The sequence below is a fragment of the Candidatus Pantoea floridensis genome (assembly GCF_900215435.1).
In the GTDB taxonomy this organism is placed as follows: domain Bacteria; phylum Pseudomonadota; class Gammaproteobacteria; order Enterobacterales; family Enterobacteriaceae; genus Pantoea; species Pantoea floridensis.
In genome coordinates this window covers 1,458,646-1,483,929 of sequence record NZ_OCMY01000001.1, presented here as the reverse complement: position 1 = coordinate 1,483,929, position 25,284 = coordinate 1,458,646, and the positions used below count along the sequence as shown (strand labels likewise).

The window sequence follows — 25,284 nt, the reverse complement described above, 5'->3', positions numbered from 1 at the left end:
CTCACAGGAGCCTGTCATGCAGATCGATCTCAGCCAGATGATTACCGAAGGCCGTAATTCCGCCAGCCAAAACATTGATGAGCTGGAGACTGAAGCCATGCTGCGCGTGATTAATGATGAAGATAAAAAAGTGGCGCTGGCGGTAGAAGCCATCGTGCCGCAGATTGCGCAGGTGGTGGATGCTATTACTGCGGCTTTCAGTAAGGGCGGCCGTCTCATCTACTGTGGCGCGGGCACGTCGGGGCGTTTGGGCATCCTTGATGCCAGTGAATGTCCGCCTACTTTTGGCACGCCGCGCAGCCAGGTGGTGGGATTGATTGCGGGTGGCCACGCCGCAATTCTACAGGCGGTAGAAAACGCCGAAGACAACGTTGAGCAGGGTGTACAGGATCTGCGTGATATTGCTTTTAGCGCCAACGATGTGCTGGTGGGCATTGCTGCCAGCGGCCGGACACCTTATGTGCTTGGCGCTCTGGCGTATGCCCGCCAGCAAGGGGCTTTTACCGCCGCGTTGACCTGTAACCCTAATAGCCCAATGTCACAGGCCGCTGATGTGGCGCTGACGCCGGTGGTTGGCCCCGAAGTGGTGACCGGTTCTTCGCGCATGAAAGCCGGCACCGCGCAGAAGCTGGTGCTGAATATGCTCACGACCGGGGCGATGATTCGTAGCGGCAAGGTGTATGGCAATCTTATGGTCGATGTTGAAGCCACCAATCAGAAGCTGGTACAGCGCCAGGTGAATATTGTTAAGCAAGCCACCGAGTGTGACGATGCTACCGCGCAGCAGGCGCTGGCAGCCTGTCACGGACACTGTAAAACCGCGATTGTGATGGTGCTGGCCGAACTCAATGCTGAAGAGGCGCAAGCCCTGCTGAGCCAGAATCAGGGCTTTATCCGTAACGCTTTGCGTGGCGCAGGAGCTAATTAATGGCCGCTATCGAAGGTGTAGTGCGCGACATTTTGCAGGCGGTGGGTGGCGCAACCAATGTGGTGCAGTGCGGCAACTGTATGACACGTCTGCGCCTGACGCTGGCGGATGCTGCAGGTGTTGATAGCGCAAAGCTTAAAACGCTCCCGGGCGTGTTGGGGGTCATCGAGAGCGATGCGCAGTTACAAATCGTGCTTGGCCCCGGTAAGGCGCAAACCGCGGCAGAGAAGATGCAGGCGTTACTCAATGATGGCAGTGAAGCCGCTGCATCACAGGAGCTGCAAGGTATTGCCTCCGCGCAAAAGCAGCAGATGAAGGCGAAGCAAACCAGCGCATTGCACCGTTTTCTCTCCCGCTTTGCCACCATTTTTACGCCGCTGATCCCTGGTTTCATCGGTGCCGGTTTGCTCCTGGGCTTTGCCACGCTGATTGAGCAGGTATTCCACCTTAATCAGCCCGGCGAACACGCGCGCTGGCTGCTTGCGACCGTGGCGTACATGAAGGTGTTCGGCAAAGGGTTGTTCACGTTCCTGAGTATTTTGATTGGTTATAACGCGCAGAAAGCCTTTGGTGGCACCGGCGTGAACGGCGCGATCGTCGCTTCGCTGTTTATCCTCGGCTATGTGCCCAAAGCCACGGTCGGCTATTACAGCGGCATGGAAGATTTCTTTGGTATGGCGATCGATCCGCGCGGCAACATTATTGGCGTGCTGCTGGCGGCTATATTTGGTGCCTGGGTTGAGAAACAGCTGCGAAAAGTGGTTCCCGATAATCTCGATATGATTTTGACGTCACTGCTGACATTACTTATTACTGGCGCCGTCACCTTCATGGTCATTATGCCGATTGGCGGTGAATTATTTAAAGGGATGTCATGGCTTTTCATCAATTTAAACAGTAATCCGTTTGGCTGTGCTCTCCTCGCCGGGCTGTTTTTAATTGCGGTGATGTTCGGTATCCATCAAGGCTTTATTCCGGTCTATTTTGCTCTAATGGAAACCCAGGGTTTTAATTCACTTTTTCCGATACTGGCGATGGCCGGAGCCGGGCAGGTGGGTGCTTCGCTAGCGCTGTGGTGCAAAGCCGATAAGCATTCGCTGCTGCGTAAGCAAATTAAGGGCGCGATTGTGCCGGGCTTATTGGGCGTGGGCGAGCCGCTGATTTATGGCGTGACGCTGCCGCGCCTCAAACCCTTTATTACTGCCTGTCTGGGCGGTGCGCTGGGCGGCTTCTTTATTGGACTGGTAGCGTGGCTGGGCCTGCCCGTCGGGATGAACACGGTGTTTGGTCCATCGGGGCTGGTGACGCTACCGTTAATGACCTCATCCCAGGGGATTTTTGCCGGTATGGCGGTGTATTTAGCCGGGCTAATAGTGGCGTGGATTGGAGGCTTCGCATTTACGTGGTGGGGTGGAACGCGAAATGTGGATTTGAGCTAAATGCAGTGCGGATGTTGGTTCGGTGCGCATTAATGCGCATTCTACAGCGTAGGGTCGCCATTTATGGCGACCGAAAAATAGTGACTTAAGTCACATTTTTGCATTTGCCCGTATCGCTTACTCGTTTAGGTTATTTTTGCCGTTATCGGACCAAGTGTAAGTAAAGCGTTAAGGAAAAATAAAAGAATTATTAATGAGTTGGAAAGCTAGTTTCTCAATTAATATTGGTCTTAAATTATTTGCAATTTATAACCCTGCTCGCAATTATTTCTCCCATATGACAATAAGTTAGTCAAAATTCCCTTTTGCATCAGTTAATAAAAAAGTCTATACCTACAGCCAATAAATCTATAACAACCGATCCATCCCTTTAGCGCTACGCCTTACTTTCTTCACACAGTTGTTCTCGAATTAAATGACGACACGGGATTGGTATTAACCTGCCGTTTTATCCCCATCAAGATGAATTTAACGCTGTTGCAATAACAGCGTGGACGCTGCACGCCCACTGGAGGAAGTATGAGGTTTAAATTAAATCCGATCGCGATAGGGATGATGGCGGCGCAGCTGCTGTTCTATCCAGCGATTCAGAGTCAGGCTGTTACATTAGGCGCGTATACGCCGCAAGCTAATGATAACCAGGTGGGTAAAGTTGTCGTCGATGGTAATAGCGAAACCCTGACGGGTAACCAGGCGTTTACTCCAGGCACGGACGGGGCGGTAACCACCACCCTCGGGCAAGTGGCGATCACCTCCGGTTCGCAATATCTTAATCAGGATCGCCTCGATCCTGGCCCGCAAAACTTTGCTATCACCACGCCCGATCCGACTACCGGCACTAACACCACCTTCCAGGTGTATAACCCTGCCAGCCTGGTGGCACTGGCGCCCGTCACCAGCGCCACCAGCGTGCCTGATATCCAAAACGTAAATGATGGGCAATACATTAATGCGCGGATTGCGGATGTCACGGGCGGCGGCACGCTGGATGTCAATATCGGCCAGGCCAATGCGGCCAGCAGCGCAGCCACCAATAGCTGGACAATGGCGGCAAAGCAGACGCAATTGTTTAACGTCGATGCGGGCAGTACCGTCAACTGGAACAGCAATAACCGCATTAATTTTTTTGGTTCGACCGCGACACCGGATGGATCGGGATCGGCCACCAGCAGCTATCAGGTACAAAATCTTGCCACCTATGGCGGGGCATTCAGCGTACAGACGCTGGATGGCAAGAGCACCAATTTCACCGTCACCAATGCTGGGCAGCTGCAGAGCTATAACAACTGGTTAATCAGCCAGCTTCAGGCCGGCAATCTCGATAAAACCCGCTACCTGACTGAATTCAATAAAGCCGTTACCTTCACCAATGCCAATATCGTGTATGACGTCAGCGCTACGCCGCCGGACGAAGTCACGCAACCGATCGGCGATCGCATTGTGATTAATGCCGAGGATGCCGGAACGAAAGTGAATCTGGCGGCGGGCAAAACGCTTGAAGTTATTGGCGCTTCTGCGGGCGGAGCGATAAAAGTCTCGAACGGCGCTGAAGCCGTGATTGATGGCAAGCTGGCGAGTCGTGGAAGCAATACCAATAACGGCACCGCGCTGGTATTAACCGATAACGGTAAGGGCACCAATAACGGCGTTATTAACGGCGGTTTTCTTAATCGTCAGGATGGCACCGGTATAGGATCGACCGGTTACGGTGCCAACGGTGTGAATGTACAAAACGGCAGTACTTTCGATAATAACGGTATTCTCAATCTCGCCACTACCGGCAGTAACTCCACGTATGGCGTGGCCGGTATCAACCTGGGGGCCACCTCCACCGCCACAAACAGCGGTAACATTAACGTTGGTGTCAATGGCTCCAGCGCACGTGGCATCACCTCGGGCGTATTGCTCACCGATGCCACCTCCACGTTTACCAATACCAGCAGCGGCACTATTTATATTGGTCGTGGACCACAAAATAGCCCGGGCGATGCGGCTGCCGATACGGCGATGAACCAGAGCGGATTGACCAGCGGTATTGCGCTGGTGGCTAACGGTAGCGCCACCAATGACGGCACCATCACCATTGGTAGCAAAACGCAAAATGCGGCGGGGATGTCGGCAACCGGTGCCAATAATGTCACGATGGTCAACAACGGCATCATCAACGTAAACGGTGCCGCAGCGGCCATACCGCGTGAAAATGTCGGTATGTTGGTGACTAACAGTTCAGGCACGATCACTAACAGTAACACCGGCGTGATTAATCTCAACGGCGTGAATGGCACCGGGCTGAAGGTGCTGGCAACCAATGGTAATACGGCTAGCGCCACCTCAACCGGCGTCATCAACGTCGCGGGCGGTGCCGATCCCGCCAGCGGTACGCGCAACTACGGTGTGTGGGTTGAGGGCCAGGGAGCGACCGGTAGCGCGCAGGCGACGATAGGCGGTCCCATCAACCTTAGCGGGAACGGGGCGATTGGCGTACACGCGCGCGGTGATGCAACGGTTACCGTCGATCCTGCCGCTGTGCCAACCTTCTCCAGCGGTACTAATCAGATTGCCTTCTTCGCATACGGCCCGAAAGCGCTGATTAACGTGCTGGGCAGTAATCCTTTTGACGTAACGACACAGAACTCAACGCTGTTCCGGGTCGAACAGGGGGCACTTTTCGAAGGTAATAATTTGCTGCTGACGGCTTCAGGCGCGGGTTCCACCGCCGTTGTTGGCAGCGGCCCCGGCACCAATGTGAACACGGATGCGGCGCAAATTAACGTCAGTGGCACCGGTGCAAATGGCATCACCGTTGAAGGAGGAGCAACCGGCGTCATTGCTAACACCACCACCATGAACCTCACCGGAAGCAATGCCATTGGGGCAATTGTCGACGGCCAGAAGCACGATATTTTTGGTAAAAACAGCGGTTCTCCGGTTGCCAGCACCAGTCTTAATTCTGCTGCGACACTCAATTCTAATGCGAGTGGATTAACCGGCTACCTGGCGCGTAATCGTGCGCAGTTAACCAACACCGGGGATATTAACTTTACGGGCGCCAACGCGACCGGCATTCGGGTGGAAAGCGGTGCCACCGGCACCAACAGTGGCAATATCAACATTAACGATGGCGGCACCGGTATTTCTGTTAACAGCAGCGGTACCACCACCACGGCGAATAACAGCGGCATCATCAACGTTAACGGCGGCAGCACGGGGGCGCGGACGCGTGGCGTCAGTGCCAGCGGCAGTGGCGCGGTGGCCAATCTTAACAGCGGCGCACTGAATCTTAACGGCGTGGGTGCCATTGGCGCTGAAGCCTTGAGCGGTGCTCGGGTTAACGTCTCTGCGGCGTCCACGCCAGTGTTCAATAATAGTGACCAGATTGCCTATCACGCGGCGGGGGCAGGATCGCTCATTAACAGCGCGGCGAATGCACTCAATGCCAACACCACCGGTTCAACCGGTTACCGCATTGATGACGGCGCCACGCTGGCACTGAGCAACGGCAGCGCTATTACCAGCAGCGCGGCAAACAGCACCGGTGTGATTGTCTCAGGAAGCGGCAGTACGCTAAACAGCGGTAACGGCCAATTTATTGCCAGCGGCGATGGCAGTACGGGTGTACGTGCCGAGGGTGGCGCGCAGGCAACGCTGGCGGCCGGTAGCACGATAAATGCCAGCGGCACCAATAGCGTTGGCGTGCTGGTCAATAACCTGCGTACCGATCTCAGCAACGCATTAAACGGCAGCGCAGCGCCCACGTTAGTCACCAATAACGGTGCCGTGAGCGGCGCTGGCACTAATGCGGTGGGCATTGATGTGACGAACGGCGCTGAATTGCTCAACAACGGCAACGTGAATTTCACCGGCAGCAACAACATCGGCATCCGCTCTCGTGCGGGCAGCACGATCACCAACAATGGCGTGGTTAACGTGGCAAATGGCACCGGGTTGGATGTCTCCGGTAACGGCACCACGCTGGCGAAGGGCGGCACCATCAACGTCGATAATGGCACCGCAGGTGTGCGCATCAGCGACGGCGCCCAGCTGGCGTTAACCGGCAGCGATACGGTGATCACCACGCGCGGTAATGCACACGGTATTTTACTGGATAGCGGCGCAACAGCGCTTAGCGCCAGCGACGCCACGGTGAATGTGTTAGGGAGCGGCAACGGTATTGAGAACCGTGCTGAACTGAGCAATGTCGGCCTGAGCAATCTCACCATCAACGTTGGCAACGGTAACGGTATTCGTACCGCCGTAGGGTTTGATCCCGCCTCCACGGTGACCACCAATGTGTCCGGCAGCGGCAACGGCCTGAAAATCTCTAATGCCGATGGCTCAACCAGCAGCGGTGATTTAATCCTCGGTTCCGGCTATCAGTTCAATGTTACCGGTGCTGGCGGCACGGGCATCCTGGCCAATACCACCGGCAATATCACTACTGCGGCAAACGTCAATATCGATAATGCCGCAGGTGGCTCGGCGCTGGTTTCCAGTACCGCAGGCACCATCGTTAATACCGGTAATCTCAGTTCGAATAGCCTGACGGCACCGGTGGTGGATCTGCGTGGGGGGAAAACGGTGTTTGAGAACCTCGGCAACATCATCACCGCTAATCCACAAACCGTGGCGGTGGCGGGCAGTAACGCCGATGACGTCATTCTGCTCACGGAAGGGGATGTCCGCGGTGATATCAACCCTGGCGGAGGCTCAGACGTGTTCCGCTGGACGGGCGGCACGCTTAACGGCAGCCTGACGATGGGCAATGACAATAACAACAGTGCTGAGGTGAGCAATGTCGATCTCGGCACGACCTACCATCTCACCAGCGGCACTGGCACCGGCAATACGTTAACTTTCAACCAGATCGACGCGCGCGGCGGCAGCTTCAGCGCCGACGATCTCAGCAAAGGGGTTAACCTCGGCAGCGGCTGGAGCACCATTAACTTTGCCAACACCCGCTGGACGTTAACCGACAACCTCAAGTTAGCGCACAGCATCATCAATGTGGATGCGGATTCAACCCTGTACGCGGGCGATAACGTGCATCCTACGCTGGCTGGCGGCACTGCCGATTCGCTGGTGGTGAATAACGCCGGTACGTTGGATCTCACTAACGGTGCGGGTTCGCCGGGCAACACGCTCGATATCGCCGGTTCGCTGGCCTCGAGTGGCGGGCAGCTTAATCTCATCACCACTCTCAATGAGGGCGGGGCGTTAAGCAACCAGTACACCGACCATCTGAACGTGACCGGCAATGCCACGGGCACCACGCTTATCAATGTGAAACTGACGGATGCCAGTACCGGTGCGTTGACCGATCTCAATCATAATGGCGGTGTGGAAGGCAACGAAGGTATTTCGCTGGCGCAGGTGGGCGGTAATGCCAGTCCTGACAGCTTTGCGTTGAAAGGGGGCTATCTGGCCGCGGGGCCGTGGCAATATCGGCTCTACACCTTCGCGCCGGGCAGCAGCGATGCTAACCAACGGCTGGTTAGCGGCAGTGGTAACAATTACTGGGATTATCGTCTGGCCAATTACTACGTCTGTGAGGACAGCGCGAGCTGCCAGCCTACCTTTGTCACCGATGGGTTTGGTACCCCACACAGCTACGATTCTCGTCCGGCGGTGGTACCGCAGGTTCCATCCTATGTTTCTGCGCCGGTGGGCCTGGCCTATTACACGGCGGCGATTATTGACGACCTGCATAAGCGTCTGGGCGAACTGCGCCACGAGCAGACGCGACCAGAAGGCGATGGCGGCGAGATGTTCCTGCGCTATATCGGCTCGAACATGAAGTACAAAAGCGATCAAAGCTTCCGTGACTACGGCTATGACTTCGACCTGGATTACAGCGCGGTGCAGGTCGGCGGTAACCTGCTGCGCCTCGACGGCGACAAAGATAGTCTGCGCGGCGGTATCGCCTATACGCGTGGTAACACACGGATCCGTCCCGATGCGGCAGATGGCTACAGCAGCACCACCTTCGACAGCGACAGCCTGGCGTTTTATGGTACCTGGCAGCGCCAGAGCGGCTTCTATCTGGATGGCGTATTGTCCTTCGACTGGCATCGTGGTGAAACCGATATTGCCCGTACCCAGGAAGTGGCAAAGCTGAAAGGCCACGGTTGGACAGCGTCGCTGGAGAGCGGATATCCGTTTGAGTTAGGCGAGGGTTACAAGCTGGAGCCGCAGGCGCAGCTGATGTACATGCAGCTGAACATGAATGACTTCACCGATGAAGACGGCAACAAAGTGCGTTACGGTGACTACAACCAAACCATTGGCCGCCTCGGCGCGCGCCTTGATCGCACCTGGACTGATGACAGTAACCGCCAGTACACGCCTTATCTGCGCGCCAACTACTACAAAGGCTGGGGCGGCACGGCGGATACATCGGTTTCGTCAGTGGATAATCCAGCACTGGGCGCCACCTTCAGCAGCGGTCACTTCGGCCAGATGTGGGAAGTGGGTGCCGGTGGTACCGCAACCGTGCAGAAAGACGTTTCACTTTACGCCGAGGCGGATTATCGCAAAGAGATTGATGGCAATGGCGCCAAAGGGTGGCGATATAACGTTGGCGTGAGGTGGCAGTTCTGATCTGGGTGCTAAAAGCAAAACATTGATCTGGTTTACTGTAAAACCCGGTTAATCGATGAGGTCAGTGACAAAACTGTGAAAGCCGCTGCAAAGCGGCTTTTTTGTTGCCGCTAATTTTGAACTGATGCTAAAGCCAGACCGTTCTTGTGCCGAAAAGGTAAAAAAGAGTAATAGATTTTTTTCTTTTAGCCTGCGTTTTGCAAGGACACACACATGCGCAACAATCAGCCCGTCACTCAGCGCGAATTTGCGTTTGACGATGACGCGACTTTGATGTCGACCACCGATCTTAATAGCCACATCACCTACGCCAACGATGCGTTCATCAACGTCAGCGGATTCTCCCCTGAAGAGGTGAATGGACAGCCGCATAATCTGGTGCGCCATCCCGATATGCCACCAGAAGCGTTTGCAGATATGTGGTCGACCCTGAAAAAGGGAGAGCCGTGGACCGCGCTGGTGAAAAACCGTCGTAAGAACGGCGATCACTATTGGGTACGCGCCAACGCGGTGCCGGTAGTACGCGCAGGCAAAGTGCAGGGCTTTATGTCGGTGCGGACCAAGCCATCGAAAGAGGAGGTTCGTCAAGCCGAAACGCTGTATCGCGCATTCCGTGAAGGTCGGGCTGGCGGGCGCCGCTTCTATAAAGGATTGATCGTGGGTACCGGCTGGCGCCGCCTCGGCTCGCTGCTGAAAACGCTGCCGCTGCGCTGGCGTATTCGCTCGACCTTACTCACGCTGCTGCCACTTTCAGTGCTGGGCGTTTGGTTGCTGGGCATGGCTCCTTTAGCAATTGGCGGCTTCGCTGGCGGCATGGCGGCGATGTTGCTGCTGGCGAGCCTGTGGCTGGAGCAGCAAATTTCGCGTCCGATGGAGCGTATGTGTCGGCAGGCGTTAAGTGTGGCGACCGGTGCCAGCCACAAAGTTGAACAGATTGATCGCGTTGACGAGATTGGGGTAACGCTGCGCGCCATTGGTCAGCTTGGCCTGATGTTTCGCTGGTTGGTGGATGATGTCAGCGGCCAGGCGATCAATGTGTTGAGCGCCAGCGATGCAATTGCGCGGAGCAACGACGAACTGAGCCGTCGCACGGAACAGGCGGCCGCCAACGTCCAACAAACGGCGGCAACCATGAATGAAATGACGGCGACGGTGAAGAGCAACACCGAAACCGCCAGTGAAGTAAATGGCCTGTCAGAATCCACCAGTTCTGCGGCGATCAAGGGCGGCGAAGTCATGCAGGAGATGGTTGGCATGATGGCGGAGATCGCCGACAGCTCGCAGCGTATTGCCAGTATCACCAGCGTGATTGACGGCATCGCCTTCCAGACCAACATTCTGGCATTGAACGCGGCGGTTGAGGCGGCACGCGCCGGTGAGCAGGGCAAAGGATTTGCGGTGGTGGCCGGTGAGGTCCGTAACCTCGCACAGCGTAGCGCCAAGGCGGCCAGCGAAATTAAACATCTGGTGGAAACCAGCGCCAGCCGGGTGCAGTCGGGTAGCGATCACGCTGATGCGGCAGGACAGACCATGCAGGATATTGTCGGCCAGGTGCAGAACGTCACCGCGCTGATTGCACAAATCAGCGGTGCCACCGCCGAGCAGGCCGCTGCCTTAACGCAGGTCAGCACGGCGGTGGAAGATCTCGACGATATCACCCACCAAAACGCCGCGCGGGTAGCCGAAAGCGCAGAGGCGTCGGGCCGCATGAAGCATCAGGCCAACCGTCTGGTGGAAGCGATCAGCGTGTTCCGTTGATCTTCAGATGAGCTCACGTCCGGCACGCAGCGCACCGGGTGGGGTGCCGACAATGCGTTTAAACGCGCGGCTAAACGCCGCCAGCGAACCATATCCGAGGTGGAAGGCGACGCTTTCCACCGCTTCCCCCTCATTCACAATGCGTTCTACCGCCAGCCGCATGCGCAGCTCGGTGAGATAGCGCAGCGGCGTCATGCCGGTTGCCGTCTGGAAGCGCGCGGCAAACACCGAACGAGAACTGCCGGATTCACGCGCCAGTCGTTCCACCGTCCAGTTCTCTCCGGGCGCGCGGTGCATCGCCGCCATTGCCTGGCTGAGACGCGGATCGCGCAGCGCCTGCACCAGTCCGCTGCCTTTGCCACAGCCGTTTTCCACCCAGCCGCGCACAATCTGCGCCGCCACGACGTCCGCCAGCCGCGACAAAATCCCGGCAAAACCGGCTTTGCGCTGGCGCGTTTCACGCTCCATTGCATCGAGAATCGGCTGGATCTCGGGATATTGCGCCAGCAGCGTACTCACCAGCATCACATCCGGCATGGTGTGCACCAGCGGCTGCATGCCGCCGAGTTCGAACGCCATGCAGGCACTGAACAGAATTACATCGCTGTTATCCGGGCATAGCTCGCTGCTGTCGTCGATGGCGCAAACGCTGGCGCAAATCGGTCGGCTGTTAAACGTGGAGATGGGTTCGCAGATTGCGTCTTCAGACGAGATTAACGCGTGCGGTTTGCCGTGCGGAATCAGCAGCGCATCGCCGGCTTGCAGCGGATAGATCACGCCCGACGCGGAGCGGATCAGCAAGGATCCGCGCCCAACAAAATGCAGCTGCGCGCGGCCTGGCGCGTCGTCATATTGCAAACCGAACGGCGTATGCAGCGCGATACGCTGATATTTGACGCCGTACAGGCGCATGCCCATCAGCAGTTCACTGGTCAGATCTTCATAGCGGCTCATACGAATCCAGACGAATAATCAAAAAACAAAGTTTCTGCATCATAGATCGTCTTGCTGGGAGTCTCTATGCTTAAAGCCTAATATTTTGTGATGGGGATCACAGATGAGCCTGGAAACTGAAATAGTCGAATCACCTTTAGAGGTGACGAAACCGGAGTGGGGTGCGGTGTTTGCCATGGCGTTTGGCGTGTTCGGCCTGATTACCGCGGAATTTTTACCGGTGAGCTTGCTAACGCCGATCGCCGACACGCTGCATATCAGCGAAGGACAGGCGGGACAAACGGTGACCGTCACCGCGCTGGTGGCACTGCTCACCAGTTTGGTGATCGGTAACGTAACGCGTCAGATCGATCGCCGTCTGGTGATGCTGGGCTTTACGCTACTGCTGATCGCTTCCGCGCTGCTGGTGGCCTTCGCTGAGAATCTGCCGATGATTCTGCTGGCCCGCGTGCTGCTGGGCGTGGCGATTGGCGGTTTCTGGACGCTGTCTACCGCCATTACCATGCGACTGGTGCCGAGCGATCAGGTGCCGCGTGCGCTCTCAATCGTGTTCAGCGGTATTTCACTGGCAACCATCATTGCCGCGCCGCTCGGCAGTTATCTGGGGGCGATTATCGGCTGGCGTAATATCTTCATGCTGACCGCGGCGCTGGGCGTGCTGGCGCTGTTATGGCAGTTTTTCACCTTGCCTGCGATGCCGCCCGTGAACAAAGCGCGCAGCGGTGGCGTACTGGATCTGCTGCGTAAAAGTGTGATGCGCTGGGGCATGCTGGCAGTAATCATGATGTTCACCGGCCACTTTGCCTTCTTTACCTACCTGCGTCCGTTCCTGGAAGGTAGCGCGCAGCTTAATGTGAATCAGCTGTCGCTGGTGCTGCTGGCGTTTGGCGTTGCCAACTTCTTTGGTACCTCGCTGGCCGGTTATCTGGTGACGCGCAGCGTTTCGCTGACGCTGACGGGAATGGCGCTGGTCATGAGCGTGACAGCGCTGGTGTTGGTGAGTTTTGGCAACGTGTCGTGGCTGGTGGGCGCGGGCGTGGCGCTGTGGGGGTTGGCGTTTGGTTCAATGCCAACCGGCTGGTCAACGTGGCTTTCACGTGCGGTGCCGGATGATGCCGAATCGGGCGGTGGTTTGCTGGTGGCAACCATTCAACTGGCGATCACCGCCGGTGCCGCAGCGGGTGGCTGGATGTTTGATCTACAGGGCGCAGGCGGCGTGTTCCTCGCCAGCGGCGTACTCATGCTGTTAGCCGCTATCACCATTTTCACCCGCGTTCGTCATCACGGTTAATCACTACCAGGTCGCCATAAATGGCGACCCTACAACAGCGTAGGGGCGCCATTTATGGCGACCTGGTTGATAACCGCATGGATTCTTACAAATACCGATCACAGCCATTTATCCTGCCTTTTAACTAAATGTCAGATTTTTAACCGTTTGCAGCAAGGTTAATCTAAACGTGCTTTATATGTTCAAAATAATCGAACAACTACGGCAAATCTCTCCGCTTTTTACTGATCAATTCTGCGCCTATTATGTCTCTCAACAAGGCGATAACGCCTTACTCAATCAAACGTACATTAAGGAATTGACCATGAAATCTATCAAAACTTTTGCTGCTGTTGTTGCTCTTACCGTTCTGCCATTCGCGAGCTTCGCTCAAAGCATCACTGCAACCGCTTCAACGCTGGATGGTGCAGAAGCGCAAATCGCTGCTCAGGCGCACGAAGCTGGTGCTTCCTATAAAGTGACCGAAGCCAACTTCAACAACGGCGTGCACATGACTGCTGAACTGACCAAGTAAGTCGCATAAACGTTCTGTGCTGACAGGGTGCCTTCGGGCGCCCTGGCGGCGTTGCTAACCTGATAAAATCCTGTCACTTTCCCTCCGAAATGATTACTATTCTCAAAAAGTAACATCCTTCGTCGGCTCGCCTCGGGCTGTCTTTTTAACATTGGTTGTAATGTCGAGCTTTCACTTCACTGCCATCAGGCGGTGTTTTTGCTATGGAGAAGTTATGAAGGCGAATAAAAAATCGTGGGCGCTGCGTCCGCTGCTGCTGGCAACGGCGCTGTTGTCGACTTCTGCGGTTATCGCGGCGGAAACGCAGCCGCTGAATCAGGTGATTTCAAAAGGCGCTTATGAGCTGGCGTTCAGCAACAGCGATAACGCGCTGTTCCTCGCGACGGCACAAAGCACAACCGATCAAAAAGGCGGCACCGTTTATCGCCTCGATCCGCAGGATCTGGCGGTGAAGCAAACCATCAGCACCGATCTGCCGACTTTTGGCGCAGCCATCAACCAGAAAACCAACACGCTCTATTTCGGTAACACGCGCGACGGTTCACTGACGGCGGTGGATGCGACCAGCGGCAAAGTGATCAACACGCTGGTGCTGGATGGTCGCAAGCGCAGTGAAACCGTGCGTCCGCTGCAGCCGCGCCAGCTGGCCGTCGATGCGGCTACCGATCGCGTGTATATCACGGGTCTCGGTGAGCAGAGCGTGGTGTGGGTAGTGGATGGCAAAACCCTGAAACTGATTAGCACCGTGCCGAACACCGGCAAAATGGGCACCGGTTTGGCGATCGATTCTGCGGCGCAGAAGCTGTATGTGACCAATGCGGATAACGAGCTGGTCACCATCAATACGCGTCTGAACGCGATTGAAAAACGTCAGAAAATTGAGGGCGACAAAGATCACTTCTTCCTCAACATCTCGCTGGACACTCAAGGCCATCGCGCCTTCCTCAGCGATTCAAAGCAGCCGCAGGTGCTGGTGCTGGACACGCGTACGCAGGAAGTGATTCACAAGATCGCTGTGCCAGAATCGCTGGCGGTGTTATTCAATGCCGATCGTGATGAGCTGTACGTCACCCACCGTAAAGCCGGTGAAATCAGCATCATCGACGCCAGCAGCTATAAGGTGAAACGCACGGTGAAAGCGCCGGGCCTGCCAAACAGCCTGGCGCTGTCTGCCGATGGCAAAACGCTGTTCGTCAGTATCAAGCAGCCGGGTTCACGCAAAGAGCCACCTAAGAATCCGGACAGCGTTCTTCGTATCGCCTTATAAGCGGTAATAGTCTGAATTAGAGGGCGGCTTGTGCCGCCCTTTGCATTTCTGCGATGCGTTATACGCTACCCTGTAGGATGACAACACCATAAGAGAGGACGCTATGAGCCAGTTTTTTATGCATGAGAAAAACGATCTGGTCAACGAAGCCATCGAAGGGATTTTGCTGAGCACGCCGTGGCATAACCTCAGTCGCCTCGATCTTGGCGATGAGATCCGCGTGGTGGTGCGTTCGGACTGGGATAAGAGCAAAGTGGCGCTGATCTCGGGCGGGGGTTCTGGACATGAGCCGGCACATGCGGGATTTGTCGGCAAGGGCATGCTAACGGCGGCGGTGTGTGGCGATATCTTCGCCTCGCCCAGCGTCGATGCGGTGCTAAACGCCATCGTGAACGTGACGGGCGACGCCGGTTGCCTGCTGATTGTGAAGAACTATACCGGCGACCGTCTCAACTTTGGTCTGGCGGCCGAGAAAGCGAAAAACCTCGGCTACAAGGTTGAGCTGGTGATGGTGCAGGATGATATCGCGCTACCGGAAAACCCGCAGCCGCGCGGCATTGCCGGCACGGTGCTGGTGCACAAAATCGCCGGTTTTGCCGCAGAGCAGGGACAATCGCTGGATGAGGTCAAAGCGCTGGCACAGCGCGCGATTGATGCCACCTCGTCGATTGGTCTGGCCTTTGCCACCTGTCATGTGCCAGGCGAAAAGCGCGATGAACGCGTTGATCCAGGCCACAGCGAGCTCGGCATGGGCATTCACGGCGAGCCGGGCGTGGTGACGCTCGACACGCAAAACAGCCGTAAAATCAGCAGCATCATGTCAGATAAACTGGCGCAGGCGCTGCCCGATGGCAAGCAGGCGCTGCTGCTGATTAACAACCTCGGCGGCTTTTCACAGCTGGAGCTGGCGTTGCTGACGCGTGAAGTGCTGCAGTCGCCGTTGGCGGCGCGCATCACCCATCTGATTGGCCCGGCGACGCTGGTGAGTGCGCTGGATATGAAAGGCTTCTCACTGTCGCTGCTGGCGCTGGAAGAGGCGTTTCTGGAAGCATTAAGCGCGCCGGTTCAGGTGCTGGGCTGGGTGCCAATGTATGACTTTGCACCGATCAGCCTGCAACGTGCAGAGAAAATCGGCAGCGTGCTGGATTTTGATGCATCTGAGAATGCCGAAGTAGCGAAGATTGTTGCAGGCGTCACGCAGACGTTGATCGATTTGGAAAGTGAACTGAACGCGCTGGATGCCAAAGTTGGCGACGGTGATACCGGTTCGACCTTTGCCGCCGGAGCGAAGAAGATTCAGCGCGGCCTCAATGAAAAGCAGCTGCCGCTGGATGAGCTGCCAACGTTGCTGGCGCTGATTGGTGAGCAGCTGGCAACGGTGATGGGTGGATCGAGCGGCGTATTGATGTCGATTCTGTTCACCAGTGCCGGCCAGCAGCTGGAAGAGGGCAGCGCGCTGCCGCAGGCGTTGATGCACGGCCTGGAACGCATGAAGCATTACGGTGGTGCGCAGCCGGGTCATCGTACGTTGGTGGATGCGCTGCAACCGGCGCTGGAAGCGTTAGTCGCAGGCGAGTCGCTGGCGGCGGCCGCTAAGGCCGCACAGCAAGGCGCAGATGCGACCGCGCAGATGCAGAGCGCCAAAGCCGGACGCTCCGCTTATCTGAATCAACAAAGTCTGGATGGGGTGAAAGACCCGGGCGCGTACGCGATTGAGCGGGTGTTTGCGGTGTTGGCGCGCTAGCGTAGCCAGGTCGCCATTAATGGCGATCTTACAACGTAGGGTGCGCATTCATGCGCACCGTTTCACAGCCTGCACCTTACTCCGCCGCTTCGCGCATCATCTCATCGTGTGGAATATCATCCAGAATCTGTTCGAAACTGCGCAGACGTTTGTAGATCGACATCAGCGTAATCAGCGTTGACCACGAGGTGATCAAATACTGGAACGACGATCGCACCTGATCAAACACGTTGGTGATCTGGTTCAGCAGACCCAAGGTGATGGTGCCCGCCACAATCGACGGGAACAGCACAAACAGCCCGAACACGTTATCCACCTGCAAATACATAATGCGCGTGATGTTAAAGTACAAATAGTGGAAGTAGAGGCGGAAGTAGTTCTGACGCACGCGAGTAAATAACTCATGCACCGTTGGCGGGGCGGCGCGCTCCGGATCGTCTTCGCCGTACACCAGCTCTTTACGATAGGCCGCTTCCACACGCTGATTGCGGAACTCCAGCCCCGGCAGTTTTATCCCCACCATCGCCAGCAGCGCAGTACCAAACAGCGACCACAGCAGCGCGGCAATCACTAATGCATACGGAATGCTGCCGAGAATCGGCACCTCTTTCACATGGTGCGACAGCGTCACCAGCACCGGCAAAAACGCCACCAGCGTCATAATCGCCTGAATAAAGTTAATGCCCCAGTCCTGCAGCGTACCGGCGAAACGCATGGTGTCTTCCTGCACACGCTGCGCTGCACCCTCAACCAGACGCAGACGCTGCCAGTTGTGCATGTAATAATTGTTCATCGCGGTACGCCAGCGGAACACCCAGTGACTTACGAAGAACGAGTTCATCACGCCAATCACCACCGCAATCAGCGCGATGCCGAGAAACGCCAATACTTGCACATAGAATTGATGGATAGCGACGGAACCGGCTTTGGTTAACGCCTGCTGGATCATGTCATAGAACGGGCCGTACCAGGCATTCACGCCCACGCCAACCTGCACGCCAAACCAGGTGACGAAAATGATCAGCATTGACCCCCACACCGACCAGCGCTGCCACGGATGGTTATCGATCACGCGCCATGCAAAGCCAAAGATCCCAGCCACAATCCAGTAATAGGCATAAAACCATAGCTGGCTGACGTGAATAAATCGGCTGGCATTGGTGGGTAATGGCTGTTGCATCGCCGCCTGTAATGCCGGCCAGCGCGCGGGAAAGTCATTGAAAAAGCCAAACCAGGCAAAAATTGCTATCAAACTCCAAATCGCAGCTGAGCTGAAAAACAGCGATGGCCGCGGAAAAAAGGACTTAAACATAGGCACTCCGCTGTTGTGTGTACGCTTTTATACCGCTTTATACGGTTATCTGTCTGTTGTGGGTTGTATCTGACGATGACAGCTTCGCCGCTGCGATGTAAAGCGACAGCGGCAAATGTTAAGTAATTTGTGCGGATTTGTTTCTACTAACTAAATTATTAACAGCAATGGTGTTACACTTTGTGCGCTGTTACCGGTAACAGTGACGCTGTATCCCTTAAGCTATCAATAAAAAAACAATACTACGCAACTACTTAACTTTCGTATCGCATTATATGTGGTACTGAGGCAATGTCATGTCAGAACAAAAAAATGGTCACAGTCGCAGGGATTTTCTGCTGAGAACCATCACCCTGGCGCCGGCAATGGCGGTGGGCAGTACGGCGATGGGCGCGCTAGTGGCGCCGATGGCCGCCGGGGCAGCAGAGCAACAATCGTCATCACAACAGGCGCGGAGCTACCAGCCAACCTGGTTCACCGCCGAAGAGTTTGCCTTCATTACCGCGGCCGTGGCGCGCCTGATCCCCAGCGATGAACGCGGTCCTGGCGCACTCGAAGCCGGCGTACCGGAGTTTATCGATCGTCAAATGAACACGCCATACGCCATCGGTAACAACTGGTACATGCAAGGCCCGTTCAATCCGGACCTGCCTAAAGAGTTGGGCTATCAGCTGCCGCTGGTGCCGCAACAAATCTATCGTCTCGGTCTCGCCGATGCCGATGGCTGGAGCAAAAAGCAGCACGGCAAAGTGTTCGCTGAGTTAACTGCTGAACAGCAAGATGCACTGCTGACCGCGTTTGAAAGCGGCAACGCGGCGTTTCCGCAGCTGCCGGCCAAAATCTTCTTCTCCTTCCTGCTGCAAAACACCCGCGAGGGTTACTTCAGCGATCCGATCCACGGCGGCAATCAAGGCATGGTGGGCTGGAAGCTGATTGGCTTCCCAGGCGCACGTGCTGACTTTATGGATTGGGTGGAACGCGGCGAACGGTATCCGTTCCCGTCGGTGGATATTCGCGGGGAGAGGACGTAAGCGTGGCAAATGAATTGAAAAAAGTGGATGCGGTGGTGGTCGGTTTCGGCTGGGCGGGCGCGATTATGGCGAAAGAGCTGACCGAAGCGGGCCTGAATGTGGTGGCGCTGGAGCGCGGTCCGCATCGCGATACCTACCCGGATGGCTCCTATCCACAGTCGATCGATGAACTGACCTATAACATCCGTAAAAAACTGTTCCAGGATCTGTCGAAAAGTACCGTGACCATCCGTCACGATGCGTCACAAACGGCGGTGCCGTATCGCCAGCTGGCGGCGTTTTTGCCGGGCACCGGCACCGGCGGTGCAGGTCTGCACTGGTCGGGCGTCCATTTCCGCGTCGATCCGGTCGAGCTCAACCTGCGCAGCCACTACGAGCAGCGCTACGGTAAAAATTTCATCCCGGAAGGCATGACGATTCAGGATTTCGGCGTCAATTACGACGAGCTGGAACCGTTCTTCGATCAGGCTGAAAAAGTGTTCGGCACCTCGGGCAGCGCCTGGTCGATCAAAGGCAAGCTGCTGGGCAAAGAGAAAGGCGGCAACCCGTATGCGCCCGATCGTTCCAGCGACTTCCCGCTGCCGGCGCAGAAGCGCACCTACTCGGCACAGCTGTTCGCGCAGGCGGCAGAATCCGTCGGTTATCATCCGTATGATATGCCGTCGGCCAACACCTCTGGCCCGTACACCAACACCTACGGCGCACAGATGGGCCCGTGCAACTTCTGCGGTTTCTGTAGCGGTTACGCCTGCTACATGTATTCCAAAGCGTCGCCAAATGTGAACATCCTGCCGGCGCTGCGCCAGGAGCCGAAGTTCGAGTTGCGCAATAACGCCTACGTGCTGCGCGTGAATCTGACTGACGATAAAAAGCGCGCCACCGGCGTGACCTATCTCGATGGCCAGGGCCGCGAAGTGGTGCAGCCGGCGGATCTGGTGATCCTGTCAGCGTTCCAGTTCCACAACGTGCATTTGATGCTGCTTTCCGGCATCGGCAAACCCTATAACCCGATCTCCAACGAAGGGGTGGTGGGCCGTAACTTTGCCTATCAGAACATCTCGACGCTGAAAGCGCTGTTCGACAAAAACACCACCACCAACCCGTTTATCGGTGCCGGTGGCGCGGGTGTGGCGGTGGATGATTTCAACGCCGACAACTTCGATCACGGGCCGCACGGCTTCGTCGGCGGTTCGCCGTTCTGGGTCAACCAGGCCGGTACCAAGCCGATCTCCGGTTTGCCGACGCCAAAAGGCACGCCGAACTGGGGCAGCCAGTGGAAAGCGGCGGTAGCGGATACTTACAACCATCACATCTCGATGGATGCGCACGGCGCGCACCAGTCTTATCGCGCCAACTATCTCGATCTCGATCCCAACTACAAAGATGCCTACGGCCAGCCGCTGCTGCGTATGACCTTTGACTGGCAGGATAACGACATCAAGATGGCGCAGTTCATGATTGAGAAGATGCGCAAAATCACCGAAGCGATGAACCCGAAAATGATCATCGGCGGCGCGAAAGGGCCGGGCAGCCACTTCGATACCACCGTATATCAAACCACGCACATGAGCGGGGGGGCGATTATGGGTGAAGATCCGAAAACCAGCGCGGTTAACCGTTATCTGCAGAGCTGGGATGTGCCAAACGTGTTTGTGCCAGGCGCCTCAGCGTTCCCGCAAGGACTCGGCTACAACCCAACCGGCATGGTGGCGGCGTTGACCTACTGGTCAGCCAAAGCCATTCGTGAACAATATCTGAAAAACCCCGGCCCGCTGGTACAGGCATAAGGAACACGGCGATGATCAAAAGCATTTTAGCCCTGTTTCTGGGCACGATGACGTTCGCCGCAGTGGCGGATGATAGCGCTGCGGACGCGTTGGTGAAACGCGGCGAGTATCTGGCGCGCGCGGGTGACTGCGTGGCGTGTCACAGCGCGCAGGGCGGTCAGCCGTTTGCCGGTGGACTGCCCATGGCGACGCCAATCGGCACCATTTATTCCACCAACATCACGCCGGATAAAGCCACCGGCATTGGTGACTATAGCTACGATGATTTCCAGAAAGCGGTGCGTCACGGCGTAGCGAAAAACGGCGATACGCTCTATCCGGCGATGCCGTATCCGTCGTACGCGGTAGTCAGCGATGACGACATGAAGGCGCTGTATGCCTACTTCATGCATGGCGTGCAGCCGGTGGCGCAGGCCAATAAAGAGAGCGATATTCCGTGGCCGCTGTCGATGCGCTGGCCGCTCTCGATCTGGCGCGGCATCTTTGCGCCGGACGTGAAGGCGTTCCAGCCGGCGGCGCAGGAAGATCCTGTGCTTGCTCGCGGTCGCTATCTGGTGGAAGGTCTCGGTCACTGTGGCGCCTGCCACACGCCGCGCAGCATCACCATGCAGGAAAAAGCGCTTAATAACGACGAAGGCAACAACTATCTCGCCGGCAGCAGCGCGCCGATTGACGGCTGGACCGCCAGCAACCTGCGTGGCGACAACCGCGATGGTTTAGGCCGCTGGAGCGAAGAGGATCTCAAGCAGTTCCTGCGCTTTGGCCGCAACGATCACACTGCGGTGTTTGGTGGTATGACCGACGTGGTGCAGCACAGCCTGCAATATCTGAGCGATGACGATATCAGCGCGATCGCTAAGTATCTGAAATCACTCGGCGCAAAAGATCCGAATCAGGCGGTGTTTAAGCAGGATGACGCCGTCGCCAAAGCGTTGTGGAAAGGTGACGATAGCCAGCCAGGCGCAGCAACCTACGTCGATAGCTGTGCGGCGTGCCACAAAACCGACGGCAGCGGCTATCAGCGCTTCTATCCGGCGCTGCGCGGTAATCCGGTGGTGATGGCTGACGATCCAACCTCGCTGATTCACATTGTGCTGGTGGGCGGTACTTTGCCTGGCGTGCAGGGTGCACCAACGGCGATCACCATGCCGGCGTTCGGCTGGCGCATGAACGACCAGCAGGTGGCGGATGTGGTGAACTTTATCCGTGGCAGCTGGGGCAATGGCGTGAAGTCGAGCGTAGCGGCGAAGGATGTGGCGGCGCTACGTAAAGACGAAACCGTGCAGTCAAAACAGGGCAGCGCGGATATTAAGGTGCTGGAAGGGCAGTAGCTTTCCCTCACCCTAACCCTCTCCCGCAGGCGGGAGAGGGAACCGATCGAGCATATTTCTCCCCTAATTATTCCCTCTTCCACTTGTGGGAGAGGGCTAGGGTGAGGGCATCAACTCAAATATTCTCCAAATCCATGCCACGGGTTTTCGGCCCGTAAATTCCTACCGATAGCATCACCATCAACATGCTCAGCACGATAAAGGCGATCACGCCCTGGCTGCCGGCATACTGCAAAATAATGCCAATCAAAATGCTGCTGAACACCGTCGACAATCGGCTAAACGAATAGCAGAAACCCACCGCGCGGGCGCGAATGTGCGTCGGGAAAATCTCGGTTTGATAAGCGTGATAGCTGAAGGTCAGCCACGCGTTGCTGTAGGTGATCAGGAAACCGCAGATGATCATCAGCACCGGATTCGTCATAAAGGCGAACAGCGTGCCGAACACCACCGTCATCAGCGATGACAGAACGATCTGCCATTTGTTCTCAATCTTATCGGCGTAGCGGCTGCAAATCAGCGAACCGAGCGGGTAGGCCAGCGTAATGAAAAAGGCATACAGCAGGCTGTGCGTGACGGTGGCGCCTTTGCCCGACAGCAGCGCGGGCAACCAGTTACCGAAGCCAAAGAAGCCAATCGCCTGAAAGAAGTTCATCACCACCAGCATCAACGTACGCTTGCGATAGGCCGGCGCCCAAATCTCACTGAAGCGACCTTTTTTCGGCAGCTGTGCCGCGGCATCGCTGTGGGAAAAGTCTTCGCCTGGCGAGATGCCACAGCGTTTTTCCATCGCGCTCAGCACCTGATGCGCTTCCTGATGGCGCCCTTGTTGCGCCAGCCAGCGCGCGGATTCGGGCAGGTTTTTACGGATCAGCCAGATCACCAGCGAACACACTGCGCCAGCAATCACCACCCAGCGCCAGCCCTCCAGGCTAAGGATGGTTTGCGGCACCAGCCACCACGACATCAGCGCCACCGCCGGTACCGACAGAAACTGGATAAAGAACGAGAAGGCGAACGCGCGGCTGCGCAGATGCGCCGGCACCCATTCGGAGAGATAAGTATCGATGGTCACCAGCTCCACGCCGAGACCAATGCCGACCAGGAAGCGGAACAGGATAATCATCTCCGCGCTCTGCTGGAACGCCATCAGCAGAGAAAACGCGCCGTACCACGCCAGCGCGCACATAAAGGTGAGGCGGCGGCCGAAGCGATCGGCATAGGGCGCGAGCAGGCTGGCACCGACAAACAGGCCAAGGAAGGTGGCGGAGGCAAACGCCGCCTGATCGGCGATGCCGAACACGCCTGCAGAGCCGGTATGAAACACGCCGGCGGCAATCAGGCCAGAGCTGATATAGCCGGTTTCAAACAGATCGTAGAGTTCAAAAAAGCCGCCGAGCGCCAGTAGCGTGATAAAGCGCCACAAACCCGCGGAAGAGGGCAGCGCATCAATGCGCCCGGCTAAGGTGCGGCGATCCGCGCTCATGCGATCGTTCGCCATCCCTGTCGATGTGATGGTTGTCATTGTTCTATAGACCTCGGTGTTTGCAGAACCCGCTGACGGCTGAGAGAGGTTTTAAAATAATTAACCGTTAGCAAGCGAAGGAATAGCAGAATAATAAATTCGTGACAGGTTGCCGAGAGGCGCTACGGTGACATTTTGGCAACATGCGTTGCAGTTCACAGAAGTGTGATCGCCATCCATGGCGCAGGCTTAGTGCAGGCTGGGATAAACGCCCGGTCCAATCGGTAAACCCAACGCGTACCACGCCAGCAGCAGCACGATCCAGGTGGTAAAGAACACCAGCGGATAAGGGAAGATCAGCACGTAATAGGTGCCTAGCTGTGCATCTTTTTGATAGCGCTGCAGGAAGCCGAGGAACAGCGGCAGGAACGGTGACATCGGCGCCAGCGGCAGCACGGCAGAATCGGCGATGCGGAAAATCATCTGGGCAAATGCCGGATGGAAGCCCAGCAGCATAAACATTGGTACAAATACCGGCGCGAGGATTGACCAGATCGCCGATCCGCTGGCGATAAACATGCACAGGAACGCCGACAGGAACATCAATCCCATAAACGCCGGTGCACCGCTGATGCCGGCGCTCTCCAGCACATCGGTCAGGCCTATCGCCATAAACTTGCCCATGTTGCTCCAGTTAAAGAAGGCAACACACTGCGACAGCGGAAACACCATCACAATAAAGCCCGCCATGCTCTTCATCGGATCAACCAGCAGCTGCGGAATATCATCCGGACGGCGGATCTGCTTCGTCACCGCACCGTAGGCAATGGCCACCACGAAGAAGAACAGGATGATGATCGGTACAATGCCCTGAATAAACGGCGAGGGGATGATACCGCCGGTTTTCGGGTTGCGCAGCGGCGCGTGTTCCGGCACCACCAGCAGCGCCATTAGGGCAATAAATACCAGCGCGGCGATACCAGCGGCTTTCAGGCCGCGATTCTCCAGCGCGGTAAGCGGTGGCAGGCGATGATTATTGCCGCCGTTCCACGCTGGCAGACGCGGTTCGACGAATTTATCCGTCAACAGCGCGCCGGCGATGGTCAGCACAATCACCGAACTGGCCATAAAGAACCAGTTGTCGATAACGCTGACGTGCACGGTATCGCTCACCGCTTTGGCGGCTTCGGTGCTGATGCCGGAGAGCAGGACATCGGTGGTCACAATCAACAAGTTGGCGGTAAAGCCGGACGCTACCCCGGCAATCGCCGCCAGCAGGCCCGCCACCGGATGGCGTCCCACCGCGAGGAAAATCAGCGCGCCGAGCGGTGGCATCACCACCAGCGCCGCATCCGATGAGATGTGGCTGAAGAAGGCGATAAACAGCACCATGTAGCTGGCGTAGCGGCGGCTGACGCGTGAGGCCATTTTCACCATCAGCGACTGCAGCAGGCCGACTTTTTCCGCTAATCCAGCGCCAATCACCAGCGCCAGAATCGATCCCAACGGTGTAAAGCCGCTGAAGTTTTTGATGATGTTGGGCAGGATCCACTGAATTCCGGCGACGCTCAGCAGGTTGTTGACCCGCACCAGCTCGCCGTTAGTGGGATTCTTCACCGCCACATCAAGGCTGCCGAGAATGGCGGTGGCAACCATCAGCACCACAATCAAATAGACAAACAGTAAGAACGGGTTCGGCACTTTATTACCAACGCGTTCAATCCAGCTAAACAGTTTTCCGGGGCTGCGGTTCTCCGTGGTGGCTTCCATAGATCAATCCTCGTCAGTCGTCTTGTTATGTTTGCATGCCCGCTTGGGGGCTATATTTTTTGTATTTTTTTGGTAGTGCTCAGGTCGCCATTAATG

General features: G+C 56.5%; 15 protein-coding genes. 11 read left to right on the top strand and 4 right to left on the bottom strand.

All coding sequences use genetic code 11. The features are described 5' to 3' along the window. Positions 1–16 precede the first annotated feature (16 nt). The 4 genes from murQ to CRO19_RS06935 all read left to right on the top strand — a co-directional run bounded on the left by murQ (position 17) and on the right by CRO19_RS06935 (position 10,722). The gene (gene murQ / locus CRO19_RS06950; RefSeq protein ID WP_097095189.1) at positions 17–928 is read left to right on the top strand and encodes an N-acetylmuramic acid 6-phosphate etherase; all 912 of its coding nucleotides are present in this window, start codon (positions 17–19) and stop codon (positions 926–928) included. Next, positions 928–2,367, top strand: coding sequence for a PTS N-acetylmuramic acid transporter subunit IIBC (murP, locus tag CRO19_RS06945; RefSeq protein WP_097095188.1), 1,440 nt, complete (start codon positions 928–930; stop codon positions 2,365–2,367). Before murQ ends, murP begins: the two co-directional genes overlap by 1 nt. A gap of 519 nt (positions 2,368–2,886) precedes the next feature. Then, positions 2,887–8,964, top strand: coding sequence for an autotransporter outer membrane beta-barrel domain-containing protein (locus tag CRO19_RS06940; RefSeq protein ID WP_097095187.1), 6,078 nt, complete (start codon positions 2,887–2,889; stop codon positions 8,962–8,964). Positions 8,965–9,177: 213 nt separating this feature from the next. Then, the gene (locus CRO19_RS06935) at positions 9,178–10,722 is read left to right on the top strand and encodes a methyl-accepting chemotaxis protein (RefSeq protein WP_097095186.1); all 1,545 of its coding nucleotides are present in this window, start codon (positions 9,178–9,180) and stop codon (positions 10,720–10,722) included. Between the two features lie 3 nt (positions 10,723–10,725). Here the strand turns inward: CRO19_RS06935 and CRO19_RS06930 are convergent, their stop codons facing one another. Next, entirely contained in the window at positions 10,726–11,676 is a 951-nt protein-coding gene (locus tag CRO19_RS06930; RefSeq protein WP_097095185.1) for an AraC family transcriptional regulator, read from the bottom strand. A gap of 103 nt (positions 11,677–11,779) precedes the next feature. Between CRO19_RS06930 and CRO19_RS06925 the strand changes: the two genes are divergently transcribed. The 4 genes from CRO19_RS06925 to CRO19_RS06910 all read left to right on the top strand — a co-directional run bounded on the left by CRO19_RS06925 (position 11,780) and on the right by CRO19_RS06910 (position 16,492). Continuing rightward, positions 11,780–12,967 (top strand): MFS transporter, encoded by a 1,188-nt coding sequence (locus tag CRO19_RS06925; RefSeq protein WP_097095184.1) that lies wholly within the window; start codon positions 11,780–11,782, stop codon positions 12,965–12,967. Between the two features lie 304 nt (positions 12,968–13,271). Then, a complete protein-coding gene (locus CRO19_RS06920) occupies positions 13,272–13,481 on the top strand; it encodes a YdgH/BhsA/McbA family protein (protein ID WP_007888545.1) in 210 nt (69 codons plus the stop codon). 214 nt (positions 13,482–13,695) lie between these two features. Then, complete coding sequence (yncE, locus tag CRO19_RS06915; RefSeq protein WP_097095183.1) at positions 13,696–14,748, top strand: 7-bladed beta-propeller protein YncE; 1,053 nt, start codon at positions 13,696–13,698, stop codon at positions 14,746–14,748. 103 nt (positions 14,749–14,851) lie between these two features. Then, entirely contained in the window at positions 14,852–16,492 is a 1,641-nt protein-coding gene (locus tag CRO19_RS06910; protein WP_097095182.1) for a dihydroxyacetone kinase subunit DhaK, read from the top strand. Between the two features lie 76 nt (positions 16,493–16,568). Here the strand turns inward: CRO19_RS06910 and sbmA are convergent, their stop codons facing one another. Next, positions 16,569–17,804 carry a peptide antibiotic transporter SbmA gene (gene sbmA, locus CRO19_RS06905; protein ID WP_097095181.1) on the bottom strand — a complete coding sequence of 412 codons (1,236 nt, stop codon included), beginning with the start codon at positions 17,802–17,804 and terminating at the stop codon, positions 16,569–16,571. A 296-nt stretch (positions 17,805–18,100) separates the two neighbouring features. Between sbmA and CRO19_RS06900 the strand changes: the two genes are divergently transcribed. From CRO19_RS06900 to CRO19_RS06890, 3 genes are read left to right on the top strand one after another with little or no spacing between them, the layout of a single operon-like run. Beyond that, positions 18,101–18,835 (top strand): gluconate 2-dehydrogenase subunit 3 family protein, encoded by a 735-nt coding sequence (locus tag CRO19_RS06900; RefSeq protein WP_097095180.1) that lies wholly within the window; start codon positions 18,101–18,103, stop codon positions 18,833–18,835. Between the two features lie 2 nt (positions 18,836–18,837). After that, positions 18,838–20,622, top strand: coding sequence for a GMC family oxidoreductase (locus CRO19_RS06895; RefSeq protein WP_097095179.1), 1,785 nt, complete (start codon positions 18,838–18,840; stop codon positions 20,620–20,622). Positions 20,623–20,633: 11 nt separating this feature from the next. Then, positions 20,634–21,953: a c-type cytochrome gene (locus tag CRO19_RS06890; RefSeq protein ID WP_097095178.1), complete on the top strand. Its 1,320-nt coding sequence runs from the start codon at positions 20,634–20,636 to the stop codon at positions 21,951–21,953. 115 nt (positions 21,954–22,068) lie between these two features. Here the strand turns inward: CRO19_RS06890 and CRO19_RS06885 are convergent, their stop codons facing one another. Beyond that, positions 22,069–23,478 carry an MFS transporter gene (locus CRO19_RS06885; protein WP_097095177.1) on the bottom strand — a complete coding sequence of 470 codons (1,410 nt, stop codon included), beginning with the start codon at positions 23,476–23,478 and terminating at the stop codon, positions 22,069–22,071. A gap of 189 nt (positions 23,479–23,667) precedes the next feature. Beyond that, entirely contained in the window at positions 23,668–25,188 is a 1,521-nt protein-coding gene (abgT, locus tag CRO19_RS06880; RefSeq protein ID WP_097095176.1) for a p-aminobenzoyl-glutamate transporter, read from the bottom strand. Positions 25,189–25,284 lie beyond the last annotated feature (96 nt).

Bases quoted from the DNA above. Each gene is read 5' to 3' on its own strand.
- CRO19_RS06890 (WP_097095178.1), top strand. From the start codon at position 20,634: ATGATCAAAAGCATTTTAGCCCTGTTTCTGGGCACGATGACGTTCGCC.
- murP (WP_097095188.1), top strand. From the start codon at position 928: ATGGCCGCTATCGAAGGTGTAGTGCGCGACATTTTGCAGGCGGTGGGT.
- CRO19_RS06920 (WP_007888545.1), top strand. From the start codon at position 13,272: ATGAAATCTATCAAAACTTTTGCTGCTGTTGTTGCTCTTACCGTTCTG.
- CRO19_RS06930 (WP_097095185.1), bottom strand. From the start codon at position 11,676: ATGAGCCGCTATGAAGATCTGACCAGTGAACTGCTGATGGGCATGCGC.
- murQ (WP_097095189.1), top strand. From the start codon at position 17: ATGCAGATCGATCTCAGCCAGATGATTACCGAAGGCCGTAATTCCGCC.
- yncE (WP_097095183.1), top strand. From the start codon at position 13,696: ATGAAGGCGAATAAAAAATCGTGGGCGCTGCGTCCGCTGCTGCTGGCA.
- abgT (WP_097095176.1), bottom strand. From the start codon at position 25,188: ATGGAAGCCACCACGGAGAACCGCAGCCCCGGAAAACTGTTTAGCTGG.
- CRO19_RS06925 (WP_097095184.1), top strand. From the start codon at position 11,780: ATGAGCCTGGAAACTGAAATAGTCGAATCACCTTTAGAGGTGACGAAA.
- CRO19_RS06900 (WP_097095180.1), top strand. From the start codon at position 18,101: ATGTCAGAACAAAAAAATGGTCACAGTCGCAGGGATTTTCTGCTGAGA.
- CRO19_RS06940 (WP_097095187.1), top strand. From the start codon at position 2,887: ATGAGGTTTAAATTAAATCCGATCGCGATAGGGATGATGGCGGCGCAG.
- CRO19_RS06885 (WP_097095177.1), bottom strand. From the start codon at position 23,478: ATGACAACCATCACATCGACAGGGATGGCGAACGATCGCATGAGCGCG.
- CRO19_RS06910 (WP_097095182.1), top strand. From the start codon at position 14,852: ATGAGCCAGTTTTTTATGCATGAGAAAAACGATCTGGTCAACGAAGCC.
- sbmA (WP_097095181.1), bottom strand. From the start codon at position 17,804: ATGTTTAAGTCCTTTTTTCCGCGGCCATCGCTGTTTTTCAGCTCAGCT.
- CRO19_RS06935 (WP_097095186.1), top strand. From the start codon at position 9,178: ATGCGCAACAATCAGCCCGTCACTCAGCGCGAATTTGCGTTTGACGAT.